The sequence below is a fragment of the Caballeronia sp. LZ016 genome (genome assembly GCF_031450805.1).
GTDB lineage: Bacteria > Pseudomonadota > Gammaproteobacteria > Burkholderiales > Burkholderiaceae > Caballeronia.
This window is the reverse complement of sequence record NZ_JARTVY010000001.1, coordinates 2,122,445-2,142,591: the sequence shown is the minus strand read 5'-3', so window position 1 is coordinate 2,142,591 and position 20,147 is coordinate 2,122,445. Positions and strand designations below refer to the sequence as shown.

Sequence of the window (20,147 nt, the reverse complement as noted above, 5' to 3'; positions counted from 1 at the left end):
TGCACGAGGCGACGGGCGGAACCGCCGCTCGTCAGCGATCAGCCGCCAAGCGCATCGAGCTTGAACTCGATCAGTTGCCGCGTGGCCGTGTCGTTCTTCGGCAACGTGTCGAGCGCCGTCTTGTAGGCGGTGCGCGCGTCGTCGCGCTTGCCTTGCGCCGCGAGCAGATCGCCTCGGCGGTCGGCGACGACGCCCTTGAACGCATCGAGCGGGGCGTCGGCGAGCAGCTTCAGGCCGGCGTCGTAGCTCTTTTCGTCAAGCAGGATCAGCGCCATGCGCAGCTTCGCGATCTGCTTGTACTCGTCGTCCTTCGCGTGGTCGATGGCCCACTGCAGTTGCGCCTTCGCGCCGGCTGAATCGCCCGCCGCATAGAGCGACTTGGCCGCCGCGAGCGCCGACATTTGCGCGTACGCGGTGCCGCCGAACTTGTCTTCCATGTCCGACGCCACACGCGCGACGAGCTTCTGATCGTTGCCGTTCGCGGCTTGCTGCAGCCGGTCGTAGAGCACAGAAGCCTCGGCCGCCTGACGGCGCTGCCAGTAATTCCAGCCGTTGAAACCGGCCGCAACGACGAGCGCCACGAGCACGATCCACGTCGTGGCGTTACCCCATTTGGCCCACCAGGCCTTCACACTTTCCAGTGATTCTTGTTCGTCGTGGTAACTCATCGTCCAGCTATTCCTTCCTGCGTCTCATTGCTCATCCTGAGCGTTGCGCGATGGCGGGATCGAACCGATCTCCACGATGCGCGCGGCTCTTGATCCGATCGATGCCTGTTTGTCAGGCGTCCTCGTCGGCGGATGCAACCATCGCATTGATTAGGTATTCGGTCAAGTCTTCCGCCGGAACGTTCACTTGCTCGTTCTTTTGCGCATCGGCCGTTTCGTCGCCGGTGCGGCGCAGCGGCTTCACGCCGATCATCCCCTGCGCGAGCTCGTCTTCACCGAGCACCACGGCGAACGCCGCGCCGCTCGCATCCGCCTTCTTCATCTGGGACTTGAAGCTTGCGGGTGCGCCATCCGGGCTGCAGTGCAGAACGACGTCCAGCCCCGTGTCGCGTAGCCGCTCTGCAACGATGAACGCGTGCTCCGCCGCCTTCTCTCCTTGATGCACGACGTACACGTCGGTGCCTTCGGCTTCCGGCACGAGATTCTCTTCCTTCAGCAGTTCGAGAATGCGCTCGACGCCCATCGCCCAGCCGCACGCCGCCGTCGGCTTGCCGCCGAGTTGCTCGATGAGCGGATCGTAGCGGCCGCCGCCCGCCACCGTGCCTTGCGCGCCGAGCTTGTCGGTGACCCATTCGAACACGGTGAGGTTGTAGTAGTCGAGGCCGCGCACGAGACGCGGATTGACGGTGAACGGAATGTTGTTCGCCTTCAGCAGACGCTGAACGCCGTCGAAGTGCTTGCGCGATTCCTCGCCCAGAAAATCGACGAGCTTCGGCGCGTTCTGCGCGATGTCCTGCATCGCCGGGTTCTTCGTGTCGAGCACGCGCAGCGGATTGGTATAGAGACGGCGCTTCGCTTCTTCGTCCAGCGAATCGGCGTGCTTTTCCAGATAGGCGATCAGTTCCTTGCGATGCGCCGCGCGCTCTTGCGCCTGACCAAGCGAATTCAGTTCGAGGCGGATACCGGTGAGGCCGAGGTCGTCCCACAGGCGCTGGCACATCATGATGATTTCTGCGTCCGTATCCGGACCGGCAAAGCCGAGCGCTTCCACGCCGACCTGATGGAACTGCCGATACCGTCCGCGCTGCGGACGCTCGTGGCGGAACATCGGGCCGATGTACCACAGGCGCTTCGGGCCGTCGTACAGCAGATTGTGTTCGATGGTCGCGCGCACGACGGCCGCCGTGTTCTCGGGACGCATCGTGAGGTGCTCGCCGTTGAGCGCGTCGGTGAAGCTGTACATCTCCTTCTCGACGATATCGGTCACCTCACCGATGCCGCGCGTGAAAAGCTGCGTATGCTCGACGATCGGCGTGCGAATGTTTTGATAGCCGTATGCGCGCAGCATCGACTTGACGGTGCTTTCGAAGAAGTCCCACAACGCGGCATCCTGCGGGAGGATGTCGTTCATGCCCTTCACGCCGCTCAGCTTCGGAAGCCGTTTCTTCTGTTCAGTCATCTGTCTTTAAAGTGATGCCGCGGACGTCTCGACGCGCTGGCCGTAAGTGCGCTCGACGTAATCGCTAACGATTTGCTGGAATTCCTCGGCGATGCGCTCGCCGCGCAGCGTCTTGACCTTCACGCCGTCGATAAACACGGGCGCGGCCGGATTCTCGCCCGAACCCGGCAGGCTGATGCCGATATTCGCGTGCTTCGACTCGCCCGGCCCGTTGACGATGCAGCCCATCACCGCGACGTGCATCTTCTCGACGCCGGGGTACTGGTCGCGCCATTCAGGCATCGAGTTGCGCAGATACGTCTGAATCTGCGACGCCAGTTCCTGAAACAGCGTGCTCGTCGTGCGGCCGCAACCGGGACACGCGATGACCATCGGCGTGAACGAGCGCAGGCCCATCGTCTGCAAGATTTCTTGCCCGACGACCACTTCGCCCGTCCGCGCGCCGCCCGGCTCCGGGGTCAGCGAGATCCGAATGGTGTCGCCGATGCCTTCCTGCAGCAGCACGGAAAGTGCGGCCGTCGAAGCCACGATGCCCTTCGAGCCCATGCCCGCCTCGGTCAGCCCGAGATGCAGCGCGAAGCTGCAGCGCTTCGCCAGTTCGCGATACACCGCGATCAGGTCCTGTACGCCGCTCACCTTGCACGAGAGGATGATCTTGTCGCGCCCGAGTCCCAGTTCGACGGCGCGTTCCGCCGAGCCGACCGCCGACTGGATCAGCGCTTCGTACATGACGCTCTGCAAGTCCCACGGCTTCGCGCGCGCGGCGTTTTCGTCCATCATGCGCGCGAGCAGGTCCTGGTCGAGACTGCCCCAGTTCACGCCGATCCGCACCGGCTTGTCGTACTTGATCGCGGCTTCGATCATCTGCGCGAATTGCGTGTCGCGCTTCGCGCCCTGGCCGACGTTGCCGGGATTGATTCGGTACTTCGACAGCGTCTCGGCGCAAGCGGGATAGTCGCGCAGCAGCAAATGGCCGTTGTAATGGAAGTCGCCGACGAGCGGGACGGTCACGCCCATGCGATCGAGCTGCTCCCGGATGTGCGGCACGGCTGCCGCCGCTTCCGGCGTGTTCACCGTGATGCGCACGAGTTCGGAGCCGGCCTGTGCGAGCTCCTTGATCTGGATCGCGGTACCGATGGCGTCGGCGGTGTCGGTGTTGGTCATCGACTGGACGCGCACCGGCGCATCACCGCCGATCGTCACCAGTTGGCCGCCCCAGCGCACGTCCACCGCATGCGACGAACGGCGCGGCAGCGGACCGCCGAAGACCGGATCGGTCGAACAAATCTTGCTGCTAATCAGGGATTGAGCTTCGGATTGCATCGAAAAACCCTTTGGCAACCGGCGCGCTGCACGCGCAGCGACCGTCGCTTGGTTTGAACCTCAAACGGGCGTCACAGCCGAACCGTGACGCCCCTCGTTTTTCCGCACGCTGAATCACCGACGCCGGCCGGCTCTGCCTGGCTGTCAGGGCAACGACAGGCGCGCGACGTTTCCGCGTGCGCCGGAATACTTCTTTGCATCGACGGGCTGATCGTCGATCGACAGCGATTCGACGCCCTTCGCATTCCCGACGGTCACCCGGAACGGCGCCTCGCCCTGCACGCGCTGCGCGCTGCCCGCGCGAACCAGACCGGAGAACAATTCCTTGCCGTCCTTGCTGCGCACGTTGAACCAGCTGTCTTCCTTTACCTTCAATTCGATGGCGTTCGCGCCCGTGCCCACGCTTCCGACCGTCGGAGCCGATGCCACCGCAGCGGATGCGGGCGCCGCAGCCGCCGGCGCAGCCTTGACGGTCGATGCCGCAGCCGCCGCGCTCGCGCCCTGCACCGCTGCAATCGTCGACGACGACGCCGGCAACGCGTTCGTGCCGAGCGGTCGTGGCATCGGCTGTTCGCCGGGCGCTGCGGCCACCTCGGGCAACGATGCCTCGCCGGTATTCGCCGCCGCTGCTTCATCGGGCGTCGCGACTTGCGACGCGGCGGGCTTGTCGCTCGAAGTCGCTGCAGGAGTCGCACTCGACTTCAACCGGGCGAGCCACACCGACGAATCCCCGCCCGTATGCCACATCGCGAGCGCCACCAGCGCCACGACGATGGCCGCTACGCCCCACAGCCACGAACGCTTGCGGCCGGAGGAACTGCCGAGCGGCACCGAGACGCGCCCCCGCGGCAAGCCCGCTCCCGACGACGCCGGCACCTTCAGATTATGTTCCACCGGCACGCCGTCACGGCGAAACGCCTGCGTGAACGGCGTCGGGTCAGCGCCCAGAACCTTCGCATAACTGCGCACGATGCCCGCCGCGAACGTACGGTCCGGCAAGTGGCTGATATCGCCCTCTTCGAGCGCCGCCAGCTTTTGCGGCGACACTTTGAGGCGCGCCGATACATCGTCGATAGACCATGCTTTCGCGTGCCGGAGCTGCGCGAGACGCGCGCCGACTGCCTGCAGCGAGTCCAGGGGCCCCGCCTGGCGCTCGTCCGATGCCGCCCCGTCGACTCGCGTCCGGCCATCCTGTTGAGTGGCAGACAGATCGCCGGTATGACTGCCGAAAGGCGTCGGGTGTTGCGGCTCACTCATCCCAAATTCCTCGCATCGAATCTTTTATATAGCGCTGCTGCGCCGTGAAGTGCAAAAAGCACTGAACGATACAACTCCGGCGCTGTTGCAGACCGCTTTATAACAAAATGTTCGGCTTTGCGCGCCCTGTGGGGCGCTTGCTTCGTTGTTATGTATGGACTTTGTTGTAGCGACAGACCAGTGCCGGCTAGCATGCCCGACGGTGCGTCCGGGAACGCGCCGCCGTCAGACCGCGCGCACCTCGATCACCTTGCCGCCCGCGCGATTCGTGCGCTCGGCGAGCCGCGTCCGGTCCTGCACCGCACCGGCGAGCTGACCGCAGGCCGCGTCGATATCGTCGCCGCGCGTCTTGCGCACGGTCGTGACGATGCCCGCGTCGATCAGAACCTGCGCGAACCGCTTGATCTGCTCGTTCTTCGACCGGGTCAGGCCCGACTCGGGGAACGGGTTGAACGGGATCAGGTTGAATTTGCACGGCACGTCGCGCGTGACGGCGAGCAGTTCGCGCGCGTGCGCTTCGGTGTCGTTCACGCCGTCCAGCATGCAGTATTCGAACGTAATGAAATCGCGCGGCGCGACCTTCAGATAACGCTGACACGCGGCCATCAACTCGCGCAGCGGATACTTCTTGTTGAGCGGCACCAGCATGTCGCGCAGCGGATCGTTCGGCGCGTGCAGCGATACCGCGAGCGCCACCGGCAGGTCCGCCGCGAGGCGGTCCATCATCGGCACCACGCCGGACGTGGACAGCGTGACGCGCCGGCGCGACAGGCCGTAGGCGTTGTCGTCGAGCATCAGGCGCATGGCCGGCACGACGGCGTCGTAATTCAGCATCGGTTCGCCCATGCCCATCATCACGACGTTCGTGACGACGCGCTCGCCCTTGCCCGGCCCGCCGACTTCGCGGCCGAGCGACTTGCGCAGGGCGAACTCCGCCATGCGCAACTGGCCGATGATTTCCGCGGTCGTCAGATTACGGGAGAAACCCTGCTTGCCGGTGGAGCAGAACCGGCAGTTGACCGCGCACCCCGCCTGCGACGAGACGCACAGCGTTCCGCGCGTTTCTTCGGGAATGAACACGGTTTCGACCGCGTTGCCGTTGCCGACGTCGATCAGCCACTTGCGGGTGCCGTCGGAGGAAACGTGGTCGCTTATGATGCCGGGCATCGCCAGCGTGGCGCGGCCCTTGAGTTTTTCGCGCAGCGATTTCGCGAGATCGGTCATGCCGTCGAAATCGTCGGCGCCGAACTGGTGGATCCAGCGCTGCAATTGCTTGGCGCGAAACGGCTTTTCGCCGAGGCTGCCGCAGTAAGCGACCAGCCCGGCGGCGTCGAGATCGAGAAGATTGACGGTGGTGCTGCTCGTCATGTCTAGTTCTGCCATTTACAGATTGCGAAGCCCGGACCGGTTGCATCAACCGGGTCCGGGACCGTTCGCGCCAATTCCTGCTTTGTGACAACTATTTCTGCGTTGCGGCGCGATGACCGCGCGATTGGTCCGGCGCGGCGACCAACGCTTGGATCGGTTTGCCGACCGGCGTGCGATCGGCGTTGCGATTAACGCGAGTAAACGTTCACTTCCGGGAAGAAGAACGCGACTTCCTGACGTGCCGTTTCCGGTGCGTCCGAGCCGTGCACGGCATTTGCGTCGATGCTGTCGGCGAAGTCAGCGCGGATCGTGCCCTTCTCGGCCTTCTTCGGATCGGTCGCGCCCATCAGGTCGCGATGCTTGGCGATTGCGTTTTCGCCTTCCAGCACCTGAATGACGACCGGGCCGGAGATCATGAATTCCACGAGGTCCTTGAAGAACGGACGTGCGGCGTGCACGGCGTAGAACTTCTCAGCGTCGGCGCGCGACAGATGAACCATGCGCGACGCGATGATCTTCAGACCAGCGTTCTCGAAACGGCTGTAGATCTGGCCGATAACGTTCTTTGCCACTGCGTCCGGCTTGATAATCGACAGGGTGCGCTCGATCGCCATGAAAAACTCCAAAAAATGAACGGTTTACGGATTAAAACGAATCGACAATTGTAGCACGAACCAAGGTATGATTGCGATTGAAACCTTACGGCGCCGTAAGCATCAAAGGTGCAAGGACCACCCCGCGTGAAAGGCAGCGCCAGGCATTGAATTCGGCACGGGCCGCAGCCATATTCGAGCCGGTTATGGCGGGAAGGAAGCGCCGCGAATCCTAAGAATGGCTTAAGTCCGCGACCCTATCATTGACGTGTGACGCATATTGAAGCAGGACCAACGAAGACAATTGGAGCAAGGAGAAACCATGAACGAATCACCCTACAGCTTTGGCCGTAACGGCAGCGTCACCTCGGTGGAGGTGCGCAACAAGGTGCTGCGCAATACTTACTGGCTGCTCGCGCTGTCGATGCTGCCGACGGTTCTCGGCGCCTGGGTCGGCGTGGCGACGGGCTTCTCGCTGTTCGCCGCCACGAGCCCGGCGATGAGTTTCATCGCGTTCCTGGCCATCGCGTTCGGCTTCATGTTCGCGATCGAAAAGACGAAGGACAGCGGCATGGGCGTCGTCGTCCTGCTGGGTTTCACGTTCTTCATGGGCCTGATGCTCTCGCGCCTGCTGAGTTTCATCCTCGGTTTCTCGAACGGGCCGCAGCTCATCATGATGGCGTTCGGCGGCACCGGCGTGATCTTCGCCGCAATGGCGACCATCGCCACGGTCAGCAAGCGTGACTTCTCGGGCCTCGGCAAGTGGCTGTTCATGGGCGTGCTGGTGATCCTGCTGGCGGCGTTCGCGAACATCTTCCTGCAACTGCCGGCGCTGATGATGACCATCTCGGTGCTCGCCATCGTGATCTTCTCGGCATACATGCTGTTCGACGTGCAGCGCGTCGTGAACGGCGGCGAGACGAACTACATCAGCGCGACGCTCGCGATCTACCTCGATCTTTACAACGTGTTCACGAACCTGCTGGCGCTGCTCGGCATCTTCGGCGGCAACCGCAACTGATCGGCGGTACGCGCTTCGAAAATGAAAAACCGGCCTTTTCAGGCCGGTTTTTTGGCGTCCGCTGAAATCGGGCGATGCCTCAGTCGCGCTCGAACAACGCGATCGATTCGACATGCGACGTATGCGGGAACATGTTCACGACGCCGGCCCCCTTCATCCGATACCCGGCTTCGTGTACGAGCAGACCGGCATCGCGCGCGAGCGTCGCCGGATTGCACGACACATAGACGATGCGCTCCGGCAGCGGCCCGTCGCCGCTTTGCGCGATGTGCGCGAGCGCCTTCGATACCGCGAGCGCGCCTTCGCGCGGCGGATCGATCAGGAACTTGTCGAATGCGCCTAGCGCGCGGAAATCATCGGCCGTGACTTCGAAGAGATTCCGGCAAGCGAACGACGTATGGCCGTCGACGCCATTCGCCTTTGCATTTTCCAGCGCGCGCGCCGTCAGCGCTTCGCTTCCCTCTATGCCGACGACCTCGCGCGACAGCCGCGCGAGCGGCAGCGTGAAATTGCCGATGCCGCAGAACAGGTCCAGCACGCGGTCCGACGGCTGCGGCGCGAGCAGGCTCAGCGCGCGCGCCACCAGCACGCGGTTGATCTGGTGATTGACCTGCGTGAAATCGGTCGGCCTGAACGGCATGCGGATATCGAATTCCGGCAGCGTATAAGCCAGTTCGCGGTCGAGCGGATAGAACGGATAAACCGTATCCGGCCCCTTCGGCTGGAGCCAGAACTGCACGTCATGCTCATCGGCGAACGCGCGAATCAGCGCTTCGTCTGCTTCGGTGAGCGGTTCGAGAATGCGCAGCACGAGCGCAGTCACGTCCGTTCCGACGGCAAGTTCGATCTGCGGCATGCGATCGCGGATCGACAGCCCCGCCACCATGTGTCGCAGCGGCACCAGCATCGCGGAGACGTGCGGCGGAAGCACCTCGCAGCTCGTCATGTCCGCGACGTAGCTGCTCTTGCGCTCGTGGAAACCGACCAGCACGCCGCCCTTCTTCTCGACATGCCGCACCGTCAGCCGCGCGCGATAGCGGTATCCCCACGACGGACCGTGAATCGGCCGGAACATGGTTTCGGCGCGGAGCTTCGCCAGATGCTGCAGGTTGTCTTCCAGCACGCGCTGCTTCACGGCGATCTGCGCGCGGACATCGAGATGCTGCATGGAGCAGCCGCCGCACGTGCCGAAGAACTGGCACTTCGGCTTCGCGCGGATCACGCTTTCGCGCAGCACCTTGACGACTTGCGCCTGCTCGAAGCTCGGCTTCTTGCGGTAGCTGGAGTAGCTGACCCGTTCGCCCGGCAGCGCGCCTTCGACGAAGATGACCTTGCCCGGCTCGCCGTCCTCGTTGACCGTGCGGCCGACGCCGCGCGCTTCCATATCGAGCGCGTCGATTTCGATTTCGGGCGCGACGAACGAGGGATCGGGCGTAACGGATTTGGCCGGCGCGGCGCGGCGGCGATGCGGATTTTTTCGAGCGGCTTCAGACACCTGCGTACTTCCTGACTGACGGGATGGCAAACACGAGATTGTAGACGAACGTCACGAAGTCATTGCCCGAACGCGGCGAGATACTCCGCCCAGTGCGGCGATGCTTCCTGCGCGAGCGCGTTCTTCACGAAGTTGATTTCGTCGGCGTACTCGTCGGGCGTGAAACCGCCGCGCATCATCTGAAAACGGCAATACATCAGATACGTGTTGACGACATCGGTCTCACAATAATTGCGGATTTCGTCGAGCTGGCCGTCGCAATACGCTTCCCAGACCTTGCCGCCGTCCATGCCGAGCTTGCCCGGAAAGCCGCAAAGTTTGGCGAGCGCATCGAGCGGCGCATTGGCGCGCGCCTGATACATCGCGAGGACGTCCATCAGATCGATATGCCGCATGTGATAGCGGCTGATGTAGTTATTGAACTTGAACTCGCGATCGTCCTGTCCGAGATCCCAGTATCGCGGTGCGGCGATGCCCTGCACGAGCGCACGGTAATGCAGCACCGGCAGATCGAAGCCGCCGCCGTTCCACGAAACGAGTTGCGGCGTGTACTTCTCGATCACGCGATAGAACGACTGGATGAGCGCAGCCTCGCCATCGTCCTTCGTGCCCAGCGAGCGGACCCGGAAGCCGTTGTTGTCGCGGAACACGCAGGAGATCGCGGCCACGCGCTGCAGATGATGCGGCAAAAAATCGTTGCCGACGCGTTCGCGCCGCGCGGCGAATGCATGGTCCGCGACTTCGCGGTCGGAGAGATCGTCGGGCAAATCTTCGAGACGGCGAATGCCGTCGACATCGGGAATGGTCTCGATGTCGAATACGAGAATCGGTGTCATTGAATCCTGCAGAAGTACGGCGATGCGACGCCCTCGCGGACGTCGATCAGCTTTAAAGCACGGCGTCCTTGCGAACGCCGTTCGATGCGAAGAAACGCTTGAGCCTTACGAGCGCCTCTTGCTGGATCTGGCGCACACGTTCGCGCGTGAGGCCCATCTCGTCGGCCAGTTCTTCGAGCGTCGCGGGCTCGATGTGATTGAGTCCGAAACGTCGTTCGATCACATGCCGATGCTTGTCCGACAGCCGCGACAGCCAGAGGCGCGTGAGCGACTCGAGTTCGCGATGCTGCACTTCGGCATCGGGCGACTGGCTCTGGTCGTCCGACAGAAGATCGAGCAGGCTGCTGCCCGGATCGAGATCGAGCGGCGCGTCGAGCGACGCGGTATGTTCGTTGAGCGCGAGAATGTCGGTCACTTCCTCCGGCGTCTTGCCGGTGAGATAGGCGATATCGTCGATGCTCGCATCGCGGCGCTCGGGCGCGACGGCATCGTTCGAGTTGGCGGAATTTTTTTCCAGATGGCGCTTGGCGCGCAACACCTGATTGAGTTCGCGGATCACGTGCACCGGCAGCCGCACCGTGCGCGCCTGATTCATGATCGCACGTTCGATGCTCTGGCGGATCCACCATGTCGCATATGTCGAGAAACGAAAACCGCGCGTCGGATCAAACTTCTCGATGGCATGCATGAGGCCGAGATTGCCCTCTTCGATGAGATCGAGCAAAGGCACGCCGCGGTTCAGGTAACCCTTCGCGATGCTGACGACCAGCCGCAGATTGCGCTCGATCATCACCTGCCGCGCCTCGAACTCGCCCGCCTTTGCGAGACGCGAATACCGCTGCTCTTCCTCGACGGTAAGCAGCGGCTTCACGCTGATGCGGTTCAGGTAATGCTGGATGGTATCGGCCGTGAGTTCGGCCTGAAGAAGCGAGCGAAAGTCGTCGGCGTCGGGAGCGGAATCGTTTGCGCGTTCGGCGCCTTCTTCGCTCTTGTCCCGGCTTCCGCTTTCTTCCTCGGAATCGACGTCGACGTCGATGTTCTCGGCGTCGTCATCATGGGTCGAAGCACCCTCCTCCACCGACACTTGCAAAGGTCGGCTGATCGTCTCAGTCTCGGCTTGCGGCAGGCGGCGCTTCGTTTTCGGCATGATGGTTCCGCTTTATTGCGGCGGCAAATACTTCAGTGGGTCAACAGGTTTACCCTGCCGGCGAACTTCGAAATGCAACATCACACGGTCCGAATCGCTGTTGCCCATCTCAGCGATCTTCTGCCCTTTAGTCACCGCGTCTCCTTCTTTTACCATCAAAGCGCGGTTATGTGCATATGCCGTGAGAAAAGTAGCGTCGTGCTTGATGATAATGAGATTGCCGTAGCCGCGCAGCCCATTTCCGGAGTAGACCACGCGTCCATCCGCTGAAGCGTTGACCGCGTCGCCCGCCGCACCGCCGATATTCAAACCCTTGTTCTTCGCTTCGTCGAACGTACCGATGATCGGACCGCGTGCGGGCCAGCTGAACGCCGGCTGAGTCGCCGCCGCGCTGCTATCGACGCCCGGCACGCCCGGCGCGCTGCCCGCTTCGCCAGTGGCGGCGCCCATGCCCGAACTCGGACCGTAATACGGCGGCTGGGATGTTGCACCCGGCGTTGCGCCCGCTGCAACGCCCGGCTGCTGCGTGCCGCCGAGCGGCTGCGCCTGCACCGCGCCGCCGGCGATCGGAGCCGTCGACACACCCGGCGTCGCCGCCGCGAGATTGGCGCCCGGAGGCGCGACGCGCACCAACTGACCGACTTCGATCTGATTCGGGTTCGTCAGGTTGTTCCACGTGGCGATGTCGTGATAATTCTGACCGTTTTCCAGTGCGATCCGATATAGGGTGTCGCCCGGCTTCACACGGTAATAGCCCGGCGGCGGCGGAAGGTTTGCGGCGGCGGCTGCCTGGGCCGCGTCGGTGGCGATCGGGGCGCCGGTCCTGTCGACCACCGGCGCCATGTCCATGCGCGTCGAACAGGCCGCCAGCACGGATAGCGCCAATACGCAAACGCCGCGTTGCGCCGCCGTCAGACGAACGTCCGCACTTCCTTCTCGCAAAGCACGCAAGATACTCATCGGTGTCAAATCACTCCGGATTTTAAAGGTACAAAGAAAACGCGATCAAGCTGAGACTCTCGCCACTGCGTCGCCGAAATGCGCGTGACGAGCGTGAGAACCTGCGACTGCGCAGCCTGCGATCCGACCGGCGCGACGAGCTTGCCACCCACCGCCAGTTGATCGAGCAGGGCCTGCGGCACATCGAGCCCCGCGCATGCGATCACGATCGCATCGAAAGGCGCCGCCGCCGGCAGGCCGAGGCGGCCGTCGCCGTAGTGAAGCCGGATGTTCGGCACGCGCAGCGGCCGCAGATTGAGCTTCGCGCGCTCGGACAGCGGGCGCACGCGCTCGATGGAATACACCTCTTTCGCGACCTGCGACAGCACCGCCGCCTGATAGCCGCAACCGGTGCCGATCTCGAGCACCTTGTCGAGCGTGCGCCCGGCCGCGACGAGTTCGATCATGCGGGCGACCACAGACGGCTTCGAGATGGTCTGGTGATGGCCGATGGGCAGCGCGGCGTCTTCGTAGGCCTGCGCGGCGAGCCCGGGATCGACGAACATGTGGCGCGGCACCACCGACATCGCGTTGAGCACGCGGGAATCGGTGATGCCGTTGGCGCGCAGCCGTTCGACCATGCGCTCGCGCACCCGTTCCGAGGTCAGCGTCTGCGTGCTGGCCAGCGCGACATTGGGCGCGCCTTTTTTCGACGCAGCGTTCGCCGCGCCGTTCAGCGCATCGCGCTCGCCGCCGCGCTGCGCAGTGCGCAATGCGCTCGTACGCGGATGCGGCGCTTGAGCCGGACTGCGCGTCGTGCCGGGAACCGGTTTCGCGAGACCGGTTGACGATTTCGCGGAAAACGTGGATGCAGCCGCCCCGCTCTTCGGCGCGCTTGCGGCGGACCGCAACGCGCCGGGTTTGCCCGACGATGCGACGGCCGGCTTGACGCGCGATGCATCGGCCCGGCCAGCGGGCTTGCGCGGCTCGCGCACGAGGTCCGCGAGCGCCAGCGGAAAGCGCTTGGCGCGCTCGTCGCTCATGTGCGGCGGCTCCCGGCGCGCGCCCATTCGCGCGTTTCCGCCATGAGCCGCGTATGCGTCAGGTCGAGCTGAAGCGGCGTGATGGAGACATGGCCGTTCGCCACGGCATGAAAATCGGTGCCTTCGCTCGCGTCCAGTGCATCGCCCGAGGGGCCGATCCAATAGATCGGATTGCCGCGCGGATCGGTCTGGCGGATGACGGGCTGCGAAGGATGGCGCTTGCCGAGGCGCGTGACGCGCCATTCGCCGAGCTGGTCGTACGGCAGACTGGGAATGTTTACGTTGAGCAACGGATGGCCGGGCATCGGGTGCTCGAGGAAATGCGCGACGATTTCCGCCGCCACGCGCGCCGCGTCTTCGAGATGCAGCCAGTCGCGTCCGACCAGCGAGAACGCGATGGACGGAATGCCGAACATGAAGCCTTCGGTGGCCGCCGCAACGGTGCCGGAATACAGCGTGTCCTCGCCGACGTTCTGCCCGTTGTTGATGCCGGACACGACGAGGTCCGGCTGCTCGTCGAGCATGCCGGTCAGCGCGATATGCACGGAGTCGGTTGGCGTGCCGTTCACGAAATTGAAACCGTTCGCCGCGCGATGGATGCTCAGAGGCCGGGACAGCGTGAGCGAGTTCGATGAGCCGCTGCAGTTCTGCTCCGGCGCCATCACGGTCACTTCGCCGAGCGGCTGCAAGGCGTCGTGCAGCACGTTGATGCCGCGAGCCAGGTAACCGTCGTCGTTGCTGATTAGGATTCGCATCCGGCGATTGTAACCGAGGAAAGATGGCGCGCGGACGACTCGCCGGGGCTCGTCCGGGGTGCGCGCCGTGTCATAAACTGAGCGACTATCGACAAGGAGACGACATGCGCGCCGTTCGCTGCAACCAGCATGGATTACCCGACACGCTGACCGTCGAGACGCTGCCCGACTTGCATCCCGAAGCGGGCGAAGTCGTCATCGACGTGAAGGCGGCGAGCGTCAATTTCCCTGACGTGCTGATCATTCAGAACAAGTATCAGTTCAAGCCGCCGCTGCCCTTCACGCCGGGCGCGGAGTTCGCGGGCGTCGTGCGTGAAGTGGGCGCAAGCGTGACGCGCTTTCGCCCCGGCATGCGCGTGGCGGCCTACACGGCGCAGGGCGCGTTCGCCGAACAGGCGCGGGCGAGCGAGGCCGCGTGCATCGCGCTGCCCGATGACGTCGATTTCGCCGATGCCGCCGCCTTCACCATCGCCTATGGCACGTCGTATCACGCGCTCGTCGATCGCGGCGCGCTGAAAGCCGGCGACACGCTGCTCGTGCTCGGCGCGGCGGGCGGCGTCGGGCTGGCCGCGGTGCAGATCGGCAAGATAATCGGGGCGCGCGTGATCGCGGCGGCGTCGAGTGAGGAGAAGCTCGCGTTCTGCCGCGAACATGGCGCGGACGATGTCATCGACTATGCGAACGAGGACTTGCGCGAACGCGTCAGGACGCTGACCGGCGGCGATGGCCCCGATGTCATATTCGATCCCGTCGGTGGCGCGTATGCGGAGCCGGCGTTTCGCAGCATCGGCTGGCGCGGGCGCTATCTCGTCGTCGGCTTCGCGAATGGCGAAATTCCGAAGCTGCCGCTCAATCTCGCGCTGCTGAAAGGCGCGAGCATCGTCGGCGTGTTCTGGGGCGACCACATGCGGCGCGAACCTGCGCTTGCAGACAGCGAATTCGCGACGATGGTCGAGTGGATTCGAGCGGGGAAGCTGCGTCCCGCCGTGACGCGGCGCTATCCGCTCGATGAGACCGCGCAGGCCCTCGATGACATGATGAATCGCCGGGTCACAGGGAAGGTCGTGGTGGAGATGTCGATGTGAGGGGCGCCGGCGACACAGGCATGCCGGCTAGGCATCCGGTAATATCGTCGCCTGCGCTGCATCCCTCTCCCGCCGCGCAGTGGATCGCAGGTGCTGCGTCTCGCGCGCGTTCGCGCCCTGCAACGCGCTGAACGCGGCCATCACGCGACGCACGCTCAGGAGCCGCTTCCAGAACCGCTCCCTCAACGCCGCTGACGGCACCAGCGCCGGCGGCAGCACGATAGCGCCCGGCCCCCAGCCCGGCCTCCACGACCGCGCGAGGCCGCGTCGCATGAAGAGCGTCAGCGTCGGCACGCCGAGGGACGACGCGAGAGCCCAAGCCCCGAATCGTTGCCGATGAACCATCGCGATTCGGCGATCCACGTCGCGACATCGCCGAGGCGCGGCAGCGCATTCACTTCATGCCCGGCACGCGCAACATCGTTCCAGTCGGACATTTCGCCCGGCGAAACCAGAAAGCTCGGCACGAACTGACGCCGCGCGAGCGCGCGCGACAGCGCAATGAACTTGTCGCGATCCCACATCTTTTCAGGATGACTGCCGGTCGGATGGATAGCCACGCGATTTGCGAACCGCCCGCGCATGACGCCGGCCGGCACGACGAGTCCATTCGAACGCGTCACTTCGCGAAGCTCCAGCACATGGGTCGCGACATCGACGATGCGCTCCACCATATGCTTGGTGCCGCCGTATTCCGGAAGCTGGTCGAGACGAAGCGTCTGTCCCGAACGGCTGAGCGCCGCGCCGTAGTCGGTCTTCCAGAGTTCGATGACCGTCTCGAAAGCGCGCGGACACGCGCCCGGTTGCCGCACCTCCACGCCTGGCAGCCCGTCCGCGAGCTGTTCCGCCACCCAGCCGAACACGACCGGTCGATAGCCGTTGCGGACGAGATTGTTGACGAGCACGAGCCCGATGAGGCTATCTCCGATCGGCGGTGGCAACGCCACCGCCACCGCACTGCTGGTGTCCAATCTCATTCTTTGTCTTGCGCAAATCGCGTGAATCGCGTCACGAAGGCGCCGTGTCGCCGATGCCCCGAGGCGGGAAAGTCGGGCCGAATCTTACAGCAATGCGGCAGCGAGCGCGGCGATGGTATCGATTCGGTTTGCGAAAGGATAACCCACCTGCGCCGATCGGGCCGACACCGGCTGACACGTATCATCACGCGCAGGAGGCCTACAGCTTCTCGGTCTCGCCGCTCTTCGGCTGCCACTTCATGAGCCGACGCTCGACGAGCGCGACGAGTCCGTCGAGCACGAGCGCGAACGCGGTCAGCACGAGGATACCGGCGAACACCGTGTTGATATCGAACGTGCCTTCGGCCTGCAAGATGAGATAGCCGACCCCGCGCGCCGAGCCGAGATACTCGCCCACCACCGAACCGACGAACGCCAGCCCGACCGACGTATGCAGACTGGAAAACACCCAGCTCGTCGCGCTCGGCAGATACACGTAGCGAAGCAGTTGCTTGCGATTCGCGCCGAGCATGCGCGCGTTCGCGAGCACGACCGGGCTCACTTCCTTCACGCCCTGATAGACATTGAAGAACACGATGAAAAACACGAGCGTCACGCCGAGGGCGACCTTCGACCAGATGCCGAGACCGAACCAGACCGCGAAGATCGGCGCGAGAATCACGCGCGGCATCGAGTTGGCGGCCTTGATGTACGGATCGAGGAGCGCGCTCATCGTCGGGGCGAGCGCGAGCCATAGCCCGACCGCGAGACCGAAGACCGTGCCGATGACGAACGCCAGCACCGTCTCGATCAGCGTCACCCACAGATGGAGGTAAATCTCGCCGCTGCTGAACCACTCCCAGATGCGCACGAGCACCTTCTGCGGCTCGCCGAAGAAGAACGCGGCCTTGTTCGCGTCGTCGAAATAAAAAGGCGGCAGAAGCGTCGGGCTGGTGAGCGCGTACCACAGCAGGAAGCACGCGACGAGCAACAGCCATTGCCAGACCATCAGATTCGTTCGATTCGGGCGCAGCCTATTCCACATGATCGTTCCGTTTCAACTGCTGCTGATAACCCTTGAGCACTTCCTCGCGCAGCACACCCCAGATTTGCGCGTGCAGTTCGACGAAACGCGGATGCGAGCGGATCTCCGCGACATCGCGCGGACGCGGCAAGTCGATGGCGAACTCGCCGATCGGATGCGTCCCCGGCCCCGCCGACAGCACCACGACGCGATCGGACATCGAAATGGCTTCGTCCAGATCGTGCGTGATGAAAAGCACCGCCTTGCGTTTCGCGGCCCATAGATCGAGCAGTTCGTTCTCCATCAACTGGCGCGTCTGGATGTCGAGCGCGGAAAACGGCTCGTCCATCAGGATGATGTCGGGATCGAGAATGAGCGTTTGCGCCATTGCGACGCGCTTTCTCATGCCGCCCGACAGTTGATGCGGATAGCGGTCGCCGAAACCGCCCAGGCCCACACGCTTGAGCCATTCCTCGCCGCGCGCGCCGGCTTCGTCCTTCGTCATGCCACGGAATGCGAGGCCGGCGGTGACGTTGTCGAGCGCTGAACGCCAGGGCATCAGCGCATCGGCCTGGAACATGTAGCCCGCGCGCCGGTTGATGCCCCTGAGCGGCTCGCCGAACACGCTCACCGCGCCCGACGACGGCTGCAACAGTCCCGCCGATACGTTCAGCAACGTGGACTTGCCGCAGCCCGTCGGGCCGACGACCGATACGAATTCGCCGGGAGCAATGTAAAGGTTCGTATTCCGAACGGCGGTATAACGGTCACTGCGGCTCTCGCGCGCAGCGAACGTGCATGTGACGTCTTCCAGCGCGAGCGCGTGTGTCGAAAGTGTGCTCATCGCTCACGCCTTGACGGTCGCGAGCGCCTTCTTCACGAAGTCGTTGGTCCACGTCTTCGACACGTCGATCGGCTTGCCTTTCACCGTTTCGTCGAATGCCTGCAGCGTCTTCAGCGATGTCGCCGGGCCGTCTTCGGGCATCAGTCCGTCCGGCGACAGCGCTTCTTTCACGTGCTGCCACGAATCGAGGTACAGCGCGCGATCGCCGAGCAGATAACCTTCCGGCACAGTCGCGATCAGTTCCTTGCCCGAGGCCGTCTGCAGCCACTTCAGCGCGCGGACCATCGCATTGGTCAGCGCCTGCGTCGTGTTCGGATTCTTGTTGATGAAGCTCTGCGAAGCATAGAGACACCCCGCCGGCATGTTGCCGCCGAAGACCGTCTTCGTATCCGCGAGCGTGCGGGTATCGGAGACGATGCGGATCTCGCCCGCGCGATCGAGCTTGGTCATCACGGGATCGAGATTGGCGATTGCATCGATCTGGCCGGATTGCAGCGCGGCGATCGCGCCCGCTCCCGCGCCCACGCCGATGAACGACACGTCGCTCGCCTTGAGCCCCGCCTTCGCGAGGACGAAGCTCGCCATGATGGCCGTCGACGAACCCGGCGCCGTGACGCCGATCTTCTTGCCTTTCAGATCGGCGACCGACTTGTAGTTCGGCATCGTCTTCTTCGATACGGCGAGCACGATCTGCGGCGCGCGTCCTTGCAGCACGAATTCGCGAAAGTACTGATTCTTCGCCTGCAGCAGCAGCGTGTGTTCGAATGCGCCCGATACGACATCGGCGCTGCCGCCGACCGCCGCCTGCAACGCCTTCGCGCCGCCCGCGAAGTCCGCGATCTCGACGTCGAGCCCTTCGTCCTTGAAGTAGTTGCGGCGCTCCGCGATGGTGAGCGGCAGGTAGTAGAAAAGATTCTTGCCGCCGACCGCGATCGACACCTTCGTCTGCTCGGGCTTGCCCTGAGCCAATGCGAGCGGCATGCCCGACAGTGCACTACCCGCGAGCATTGCGCCGCTCGCGATGAACGTCCTTCGTTTCATCGTTGTTCGTCTCCTGTCTCATGCAACATGGCGCGCTGCATGTTCTTTGTCGTTGTCGCGGCGGAGCCTGGCCTAGATAACCCTGGCCGCTCTCAGCCGCGCAATATCGTCAGGATGATACCCGAGCGTTTGAAGCACTTCATCGGTGTGTTCACCGAGTCGGGGTCCGAGCCAGCGCGTCTCGCCGGGCGTGTCAGAGAGCTTCGGCGTGACGTTCGGCAGCGTGATCTCGCGGCCGTCCTGCCACGGAAAGCGTTGCAGCATCTGACGCGCCAGATATTGCGGATCGGTGAACATGTCCGCGACGCTGTAGATGCGCCCTGCCGGCACATCGGCGGCATTGAGCACGGCGAGCGCCTCGTCGATGCTGCGCGTCGCGAGCCACGCGGCGATGGCGTCGTCGATTTCCTGCGTGCGCGGCACGCGGCCATCGTTCGAGGCGAGCGCGGGATCGTCGGCGAGATCGGGGCGATCGATTGCCGTCATCAGGCGCTTGAAAATCGGGTCGCTGTTGCCGCCGATCACGATGCTTCCATCGCTGCAAGGATACGTATTCGAAGGCACGATGCCCGGCAGCGACGCGCCGGTGCGTTCGCGCACGAGGCCGTAGACGCCGTACTCGGGCACGACGCTCTCCATCATGTTGAAGACGGCTTCGTACAGCGCGACGTCGACCACCTGCCCCTTGCCGCCGTTCACCTGCCGATGATGCAGCGCCATCAGCGCACCGATCACGCCATGCAGCGCCGCGATCGAATCGCCGATCGAGATGCCGATGCGCGGCGGCGGCAAATCCGGATAGCCGGTGATGTGACGCAGGCCGCCCATCGATTCGGCGATCGCGCCGAAGCCCGGCCGATCGCGATACGGCCCGGTCTGCCCGTAGCCCGAAAGCCGCACCATCACGAGGCCAGGGTTTTCGGCGGACAAGGTTTCGTAGCCGAGACCAAGCTTCTCGAGCAGGCCCGGACGAAAATTCTCGACGACGATATCCGCTTCCTTCGCGAGCCGCCGCACGATTTCCTTGCCCTCTTCCGCCTTGAAATTGACCGTCACCGACTTCTTGTTGCGCGCCTGCACCGCCCACCACAGCGACGTGCCGCCCACTTCGGGATACAGCTTGCGCCACTTGCGCAGCGGATCGCCGCCGTTCGGATCTTCGATCTTGATGACATCCGCGCCGAACTCGCCCATGAAGCGCGCGGCGAACGGGCCGGCGATGAGCGTGCCGAGTTCGAGCACTTTGACGCCGGCGAGCGGCCCGGTCGATGCGGTCATTCTCGTCTCCTTTTC

Annotated in this window: 20 protein-coding genes; 2 read left to right on the top strand and 18 right to left on the bottom strand. The window is 64.0% G+C overall.

The genetic code is table 11. The features are described from left to right. Window positions 1–38 precede the first annotated feature (38 nt). The 6 genes from P9220_RS10175 to ndk form a co-directional block, all read right to left on the bottom strand. Window positions 39–668, bottom strand: a complete 630-nt coding sequence (locus tag P9220_RS10175; protein WP_309764725.1) for a tetratricopeptide repeat protein — start codon at window positions 666–668, stop codon at window positions 39–41. Window positions 669–780: 112 nt separating this feature from the next. Further along, the gene (hisS, locus tag P9220_RS10170) at window positions 781–2,127 is read right to left on the bottom strand and encodes a histidine--tRNA ligase (RefSeq protein ID WP_309764724.1); all 1,347 of its coding nucleotides are present in this window, start codon (window positions 2,125–2,127) and stop codon (window positions 781–783) included. Window positions 2,128–2,133: 6 nt separating this feature from the next. Then, window positions 2,134–3,450, bottom strand: a complete 1,317-nt coding sequence (gene ispG / locus P9220_RS10165; RefSeq protein WP_309764723.1) for a flavodoxin-dependent (E)-4-hydroxy-3-methylbut-2-enyl-diphosphate synthase — start codon at window positions 3,448–3,450, stop codon at window positions 2,134–2,136. Window positions 3,451–3,594: 144 nt separating this feature from the next. Continuing rightward, window positions 3,595–4,707: a helix-turn-helix domain-containing protein gene (locus P9220_RS10160; protein ID WP_309764722.1), complete on the bottom strand. Its 1,113-nt coding sequence runs from the start codon at window positions 4,705–4,707 to the stop codon at window positions 3,595–3,597. Window positions 4,708–4,932: 225 nt separating this feature from the next. Next, window positions 4,933–6,075, bottom strand: coding sequence for a 23S rRNA (adenine(2503)-C(2))-methyltransferase RlmN (gene rlmN / locus P9220_RS10155; protein WP_309764721.1), 1,143 nt, complete (start codon window positions 6,073–6,075; stop codon window positions 4,933–4,935). 188 nt (window positions 6,076–6,263) lie between these two features. Beyond that, window positions 6,264–6,689: a nucleoside-diphosphate kinase gene (gene ndk, locus P9220_RS10150; protein WP_244794611.1), complete on the bottom strand. Its 426-nt coding sequence runs from the start codon at window positions 6,687–6,689 to the stop codon at window positions 6,264–6,266. 301 nt (window positions 6,690–6,990) lie between these two features. Between ndk and P9220_RS10145 the strand changes: the two genes are divergently transcribed. Continuing rightward, entirely contained in the window at window positions 6,991–7,689 is a 699-nt protein-coding gene (locus tag P9220_RS10145) for a Bax inhibitor-1/YccA family protein (protein ID WP_309764720.1), read from the top strand. A 79-nt stretch (window positions 7,690–7,768) separates the two neighbouring features. Here P9220_RS10145 and rlmD read toward each other — a convergent pair whose 3' ends face one another. The 6 genes from rlmD to surE all read right to left on the bottom strand — a co-directional run bounded on the left by rlmD (window position 7,769) and on the right by surE (window position 13,904). Next, window positions 7,769–9,094 (bottom strand): 23S rRNA (uracil(1939)-C(5))-methyltransferase RlmD, encoded by a 1,326-nt coding sequence (gene rlmD, locus P9220_RS10140; RefSeq protein WP_309765451.1) that lies wholly within the window; start codon window positions 9,092–9,094, stop codon window positions 7,769–7,771. Between the two features lie 149 nt (window positions 9,095–9,243). Beyond that, a complete protein-coding gene (locus P9220_RS10135; RefSeq protein WP_309764719.1) occupies window positions 9,244–10,020 on the bottom strand; it encodes a 3'-5' exonuclease in 777 nt (258 codons plus the stop codon). A gap of 52 nt (window positions 10,021–10,072) precedes the next feature. Beyond that, window positions 10,073–11,167, bottom strand: coding sequence for an RNA polymerase sigma factor RpoS (rpoS, locus tag P9220_RS10130; RefSeq protein WP_309764718.1), 1,095 nt, complete (start codon window positions 11,165–11,167; stop codon window positions 10,073–10,075). A 12-nt stretch (window positions 11,168–11,179) separates the two neighbouring features. Beyond that, window positions 11,180–12,127 carry a peptidoglycan DD-metalloendopeptidase family protein gene (locus P9220_RS10125; protein ID WP_309764716.1) on the bottom strand — a complete coding sequence of 316 codons (948 nt, stop codon included), beginning with the start codon at window positions 12,125–12,127 and terminating at the stop codon, window positions 11,180–11,182. A gap of 5 nt (window positions 12,128–12,132) precedes the next feature. Further along, window positions 12,133–13,149 (bottom strand): protein-L-isoaspartate(D-aspartate) O-methyltransferase, encoded by a 1,017-nt coding sequence (locus P9220_RS10120; RefSeq protein ID WP_309764715.1) that lies wholly within the window; start codon window positions 13,147–13,149, stop codon window positions 12,133–12,135. Beyond that, the gene (surE, locus tag P9220_RS10115) at window positions 13,146–13,904 is read right to left on the bottom strand and encodes a 5'/3'-nucleotidase SurE (RefSeq protein WP_309764714.1); all 759 of its coding nucleotides are present in this window, start codon (window positions 13,902–13,904) and stop codon (window positions 13,146–13,148) included. Before surE ends, P9220_RS10120 begins: the two co-directional genes overlap by 4 nt. Window positions 13,905–14,008: 104 nt before the next feature. Between surE and P9220_RS10110 the strand changes: the two genes are divergently transcribed. Beyond that, a complete protein-coding gene (locus P9220_RS10110) occupies window positions 14,009–14,989 on the top strand; it encodes an NADPH:quinone oxidoreductase family protein (protein ID WP_309764713.1) in 981 nt (326 codons plus the stop codon). Window positions 14,990–15,016: 27 nt separating this feature from the next. Here the strand turns inward: P9220_RS10110 and P9220_RS10105 are convergent, their stop codons facing one another. From P9220_RS10105 to P9220_RS10080, 6 genes are all read right to left on the bottom strand, one after another. Next, on the bottom strand, window positions 15,017–15,283 hold the full coding sequence (locus P9220_RS10105) for a hypothetical protein (RefSeq protein WP_309764712.1): 267 nt from the start codon (window positions 15,281–15,283) through the stop codon (window positions 15,017–15,019). After that, on the bottom strand, window positions 15,271–15,960 hold the full coding sequence (locus tag P9220_RS10100) for a glycosyltransferase family 9 protein (protein ID WP_309764711.1): 690 nt from the start codon (window positions 15,958–15,960) through the stop codon (window positions 15,271–15,273). Before P9220_RS10100 ends, P9220_RS10105 begins: the two co-directional genes overlap by 13 nt. Before the next feature lie 205 nt (window positions 15,961–16,165). Then, entirely contained in the window at window positions 16,166–16,990 is an 825-nt protein-coding gene (locus P9220_RS10095; RefSeq protein ID WP_309764710.1) for an ABC transporter permease, read from the bottom strand. Then, complete coding sequence (locus P9220_RS10090) at window positions 16,980–17,813, bottom strand: ABC transporter ATP-binding protein (RefSeq protein WP_309764709.1); 834 nt, start codon at window positions 17,811–17,813, stop codon at window positions 16,980–16,982. Before P9220_RS10090 ends, P9220_RS10095 begins: the two co-directional genes overlap by 11 nt. Window positions 17,814–17,816: 3 nt before the next feature. Beyond that, a complete protein-coding gene (locus tag P9220_RS10085) occupies window positions 17,817–18,854 on the bottom strand; it encodes an ABC transporter substrate-binding protein (protein ID WP_309764708.1) in 1,038 nt (345 codons plus the stop codon). Window positions 18,855–18,926: 72 nt separating this feature from the next. Continuing rightward, on the bottom strand, window positions 18,927–20,132 hold the full coding sequence (locus tag P9220_RS10080; protein WP_309764707.1) for a CaiB/BaiF CoA-transferase family protein: 1,206 nt from the start codon (window positions 20,130–20,132) through the stop codon (window positions 18,927–18,929). Window positions 20,133–20,147: the final 15 nt, after the last annotated feature.

Bases quoted from the DNA above. Each gene is read 5' to 3' on its own strand.
- P9220_RS10095 (WP_309764710.1), bottom strand. From the start codon at position 16,990: ATGTGGAATAGGCTGCGCCCGAATCGAACGAATCTGATGGTCTGGCAA.
- P9220_RS10110 (WP_309764713.1), top strand. From the start codon at position 14,009: ATGCGCGCCGTTCGCTGCAACCAGCATGGATTACCCGACACGCTGACC.
- rlmN (WP_309764721.1), bottom strand. From the start codon at position 6,075: ATGACGAGCAGCACCACCGTCAATCTTCTCGATCTCGACGCCGCCGGG.
- surE (WP_309764714.1), bottom strand. From the start codon at position 13,904: ATGCGAATCCTAATCAGCAACGACGACGGTTACCTGGCTCGCGGCATC.
- hisS (WP_309764724.1), bottom strand. From the start codon at position 2,127: ATGACTGAACAGAAGAAACGGCTTCCGAAGCTGAGCGGCGTGAAGGGC.
- P9220_RS10080 (WP_309764707.1), bottom strand. From the start codon at position 20,132: ATGACCGCATCGACCGGGCCGCTCGCCGGCGTCAAAGTGCTCGAACTC.
- ndk (WP_244794611.1), bottom strand. From the start codon at position 6,689: ATGGCGATCGAGCGCACCCTGTCGATTATCAAGCCGGACGCAGTGGCA.
- P9220_RS10125 (WP_309764716.1), bottom strand. From the start codon at position 12,127: ATGAGTATCTTGCGTGCTTTGCGAGAAGGAAGTGCGGACGTTCGTCTG.
- P9220_RS10085 (WP_309764708.1), bottom strand. From the start codon at position 18,854: ATGAAACGAAGGACGTTCATCGCGAGCGGCGCAATGCTCGCGGGTAGT.
- P9220_RS10145 (WP_309764720.1), top strand. From the start codon at position 6,991: ATGAACGAATCACCCTACAGCTTTGGCCGTAACGGCAGCGTCACCTCG.
- P9220_RS10135 (WP_309764719.1), bottom strand. From the start codon at position 10,020: ATGACACCGATTCTCGTATTCGACATCGAGACCATTCCCGATGTCGAC.
- ispG (WP_309764723.1), bottom strand. From the start codon at position 3,450: ATGCAATCCGAAGCTCAATCCCTGATTAGCAGCAAGATTTGTTCGACC.
- P9220_RS10120 (WP_309764715.1), bottom strand. From the start codon at position 13,149: ATGAGCGACGAGCGCGCCAAGCGCTTTCCGCTGGCGCTCGCGGACCTC.
- P9220_RS10160 (WP_309764722.1), bottom strand. From the start codon at position 4,707: ATGAGTGAGCCGCAACACCCGACGCCTTTCGGCAGTCATACCGGCGAT.
- rpoS (WP_309764718.1), bottom strand. From the start codon at position 11,167: ATGCCGAAAACGAAGCGCCGCCTGCCGCAAGCCGAGACTGAGACGATC.
- P9220_RS10175 (WP_309764725.1), bottom strand. From the start codon at position 668: ATGAGTTACCACGACGAACAAGAATCACTGGAAAGTGTGAAGGCCTGG.
- P9220_RS10090 (WP_309764709.1), bottom strand. From the start codon at position 17,813: ATGAGCACACTTTCGACACACGCGCTCGCGCTGGAAGACGTCACATGC.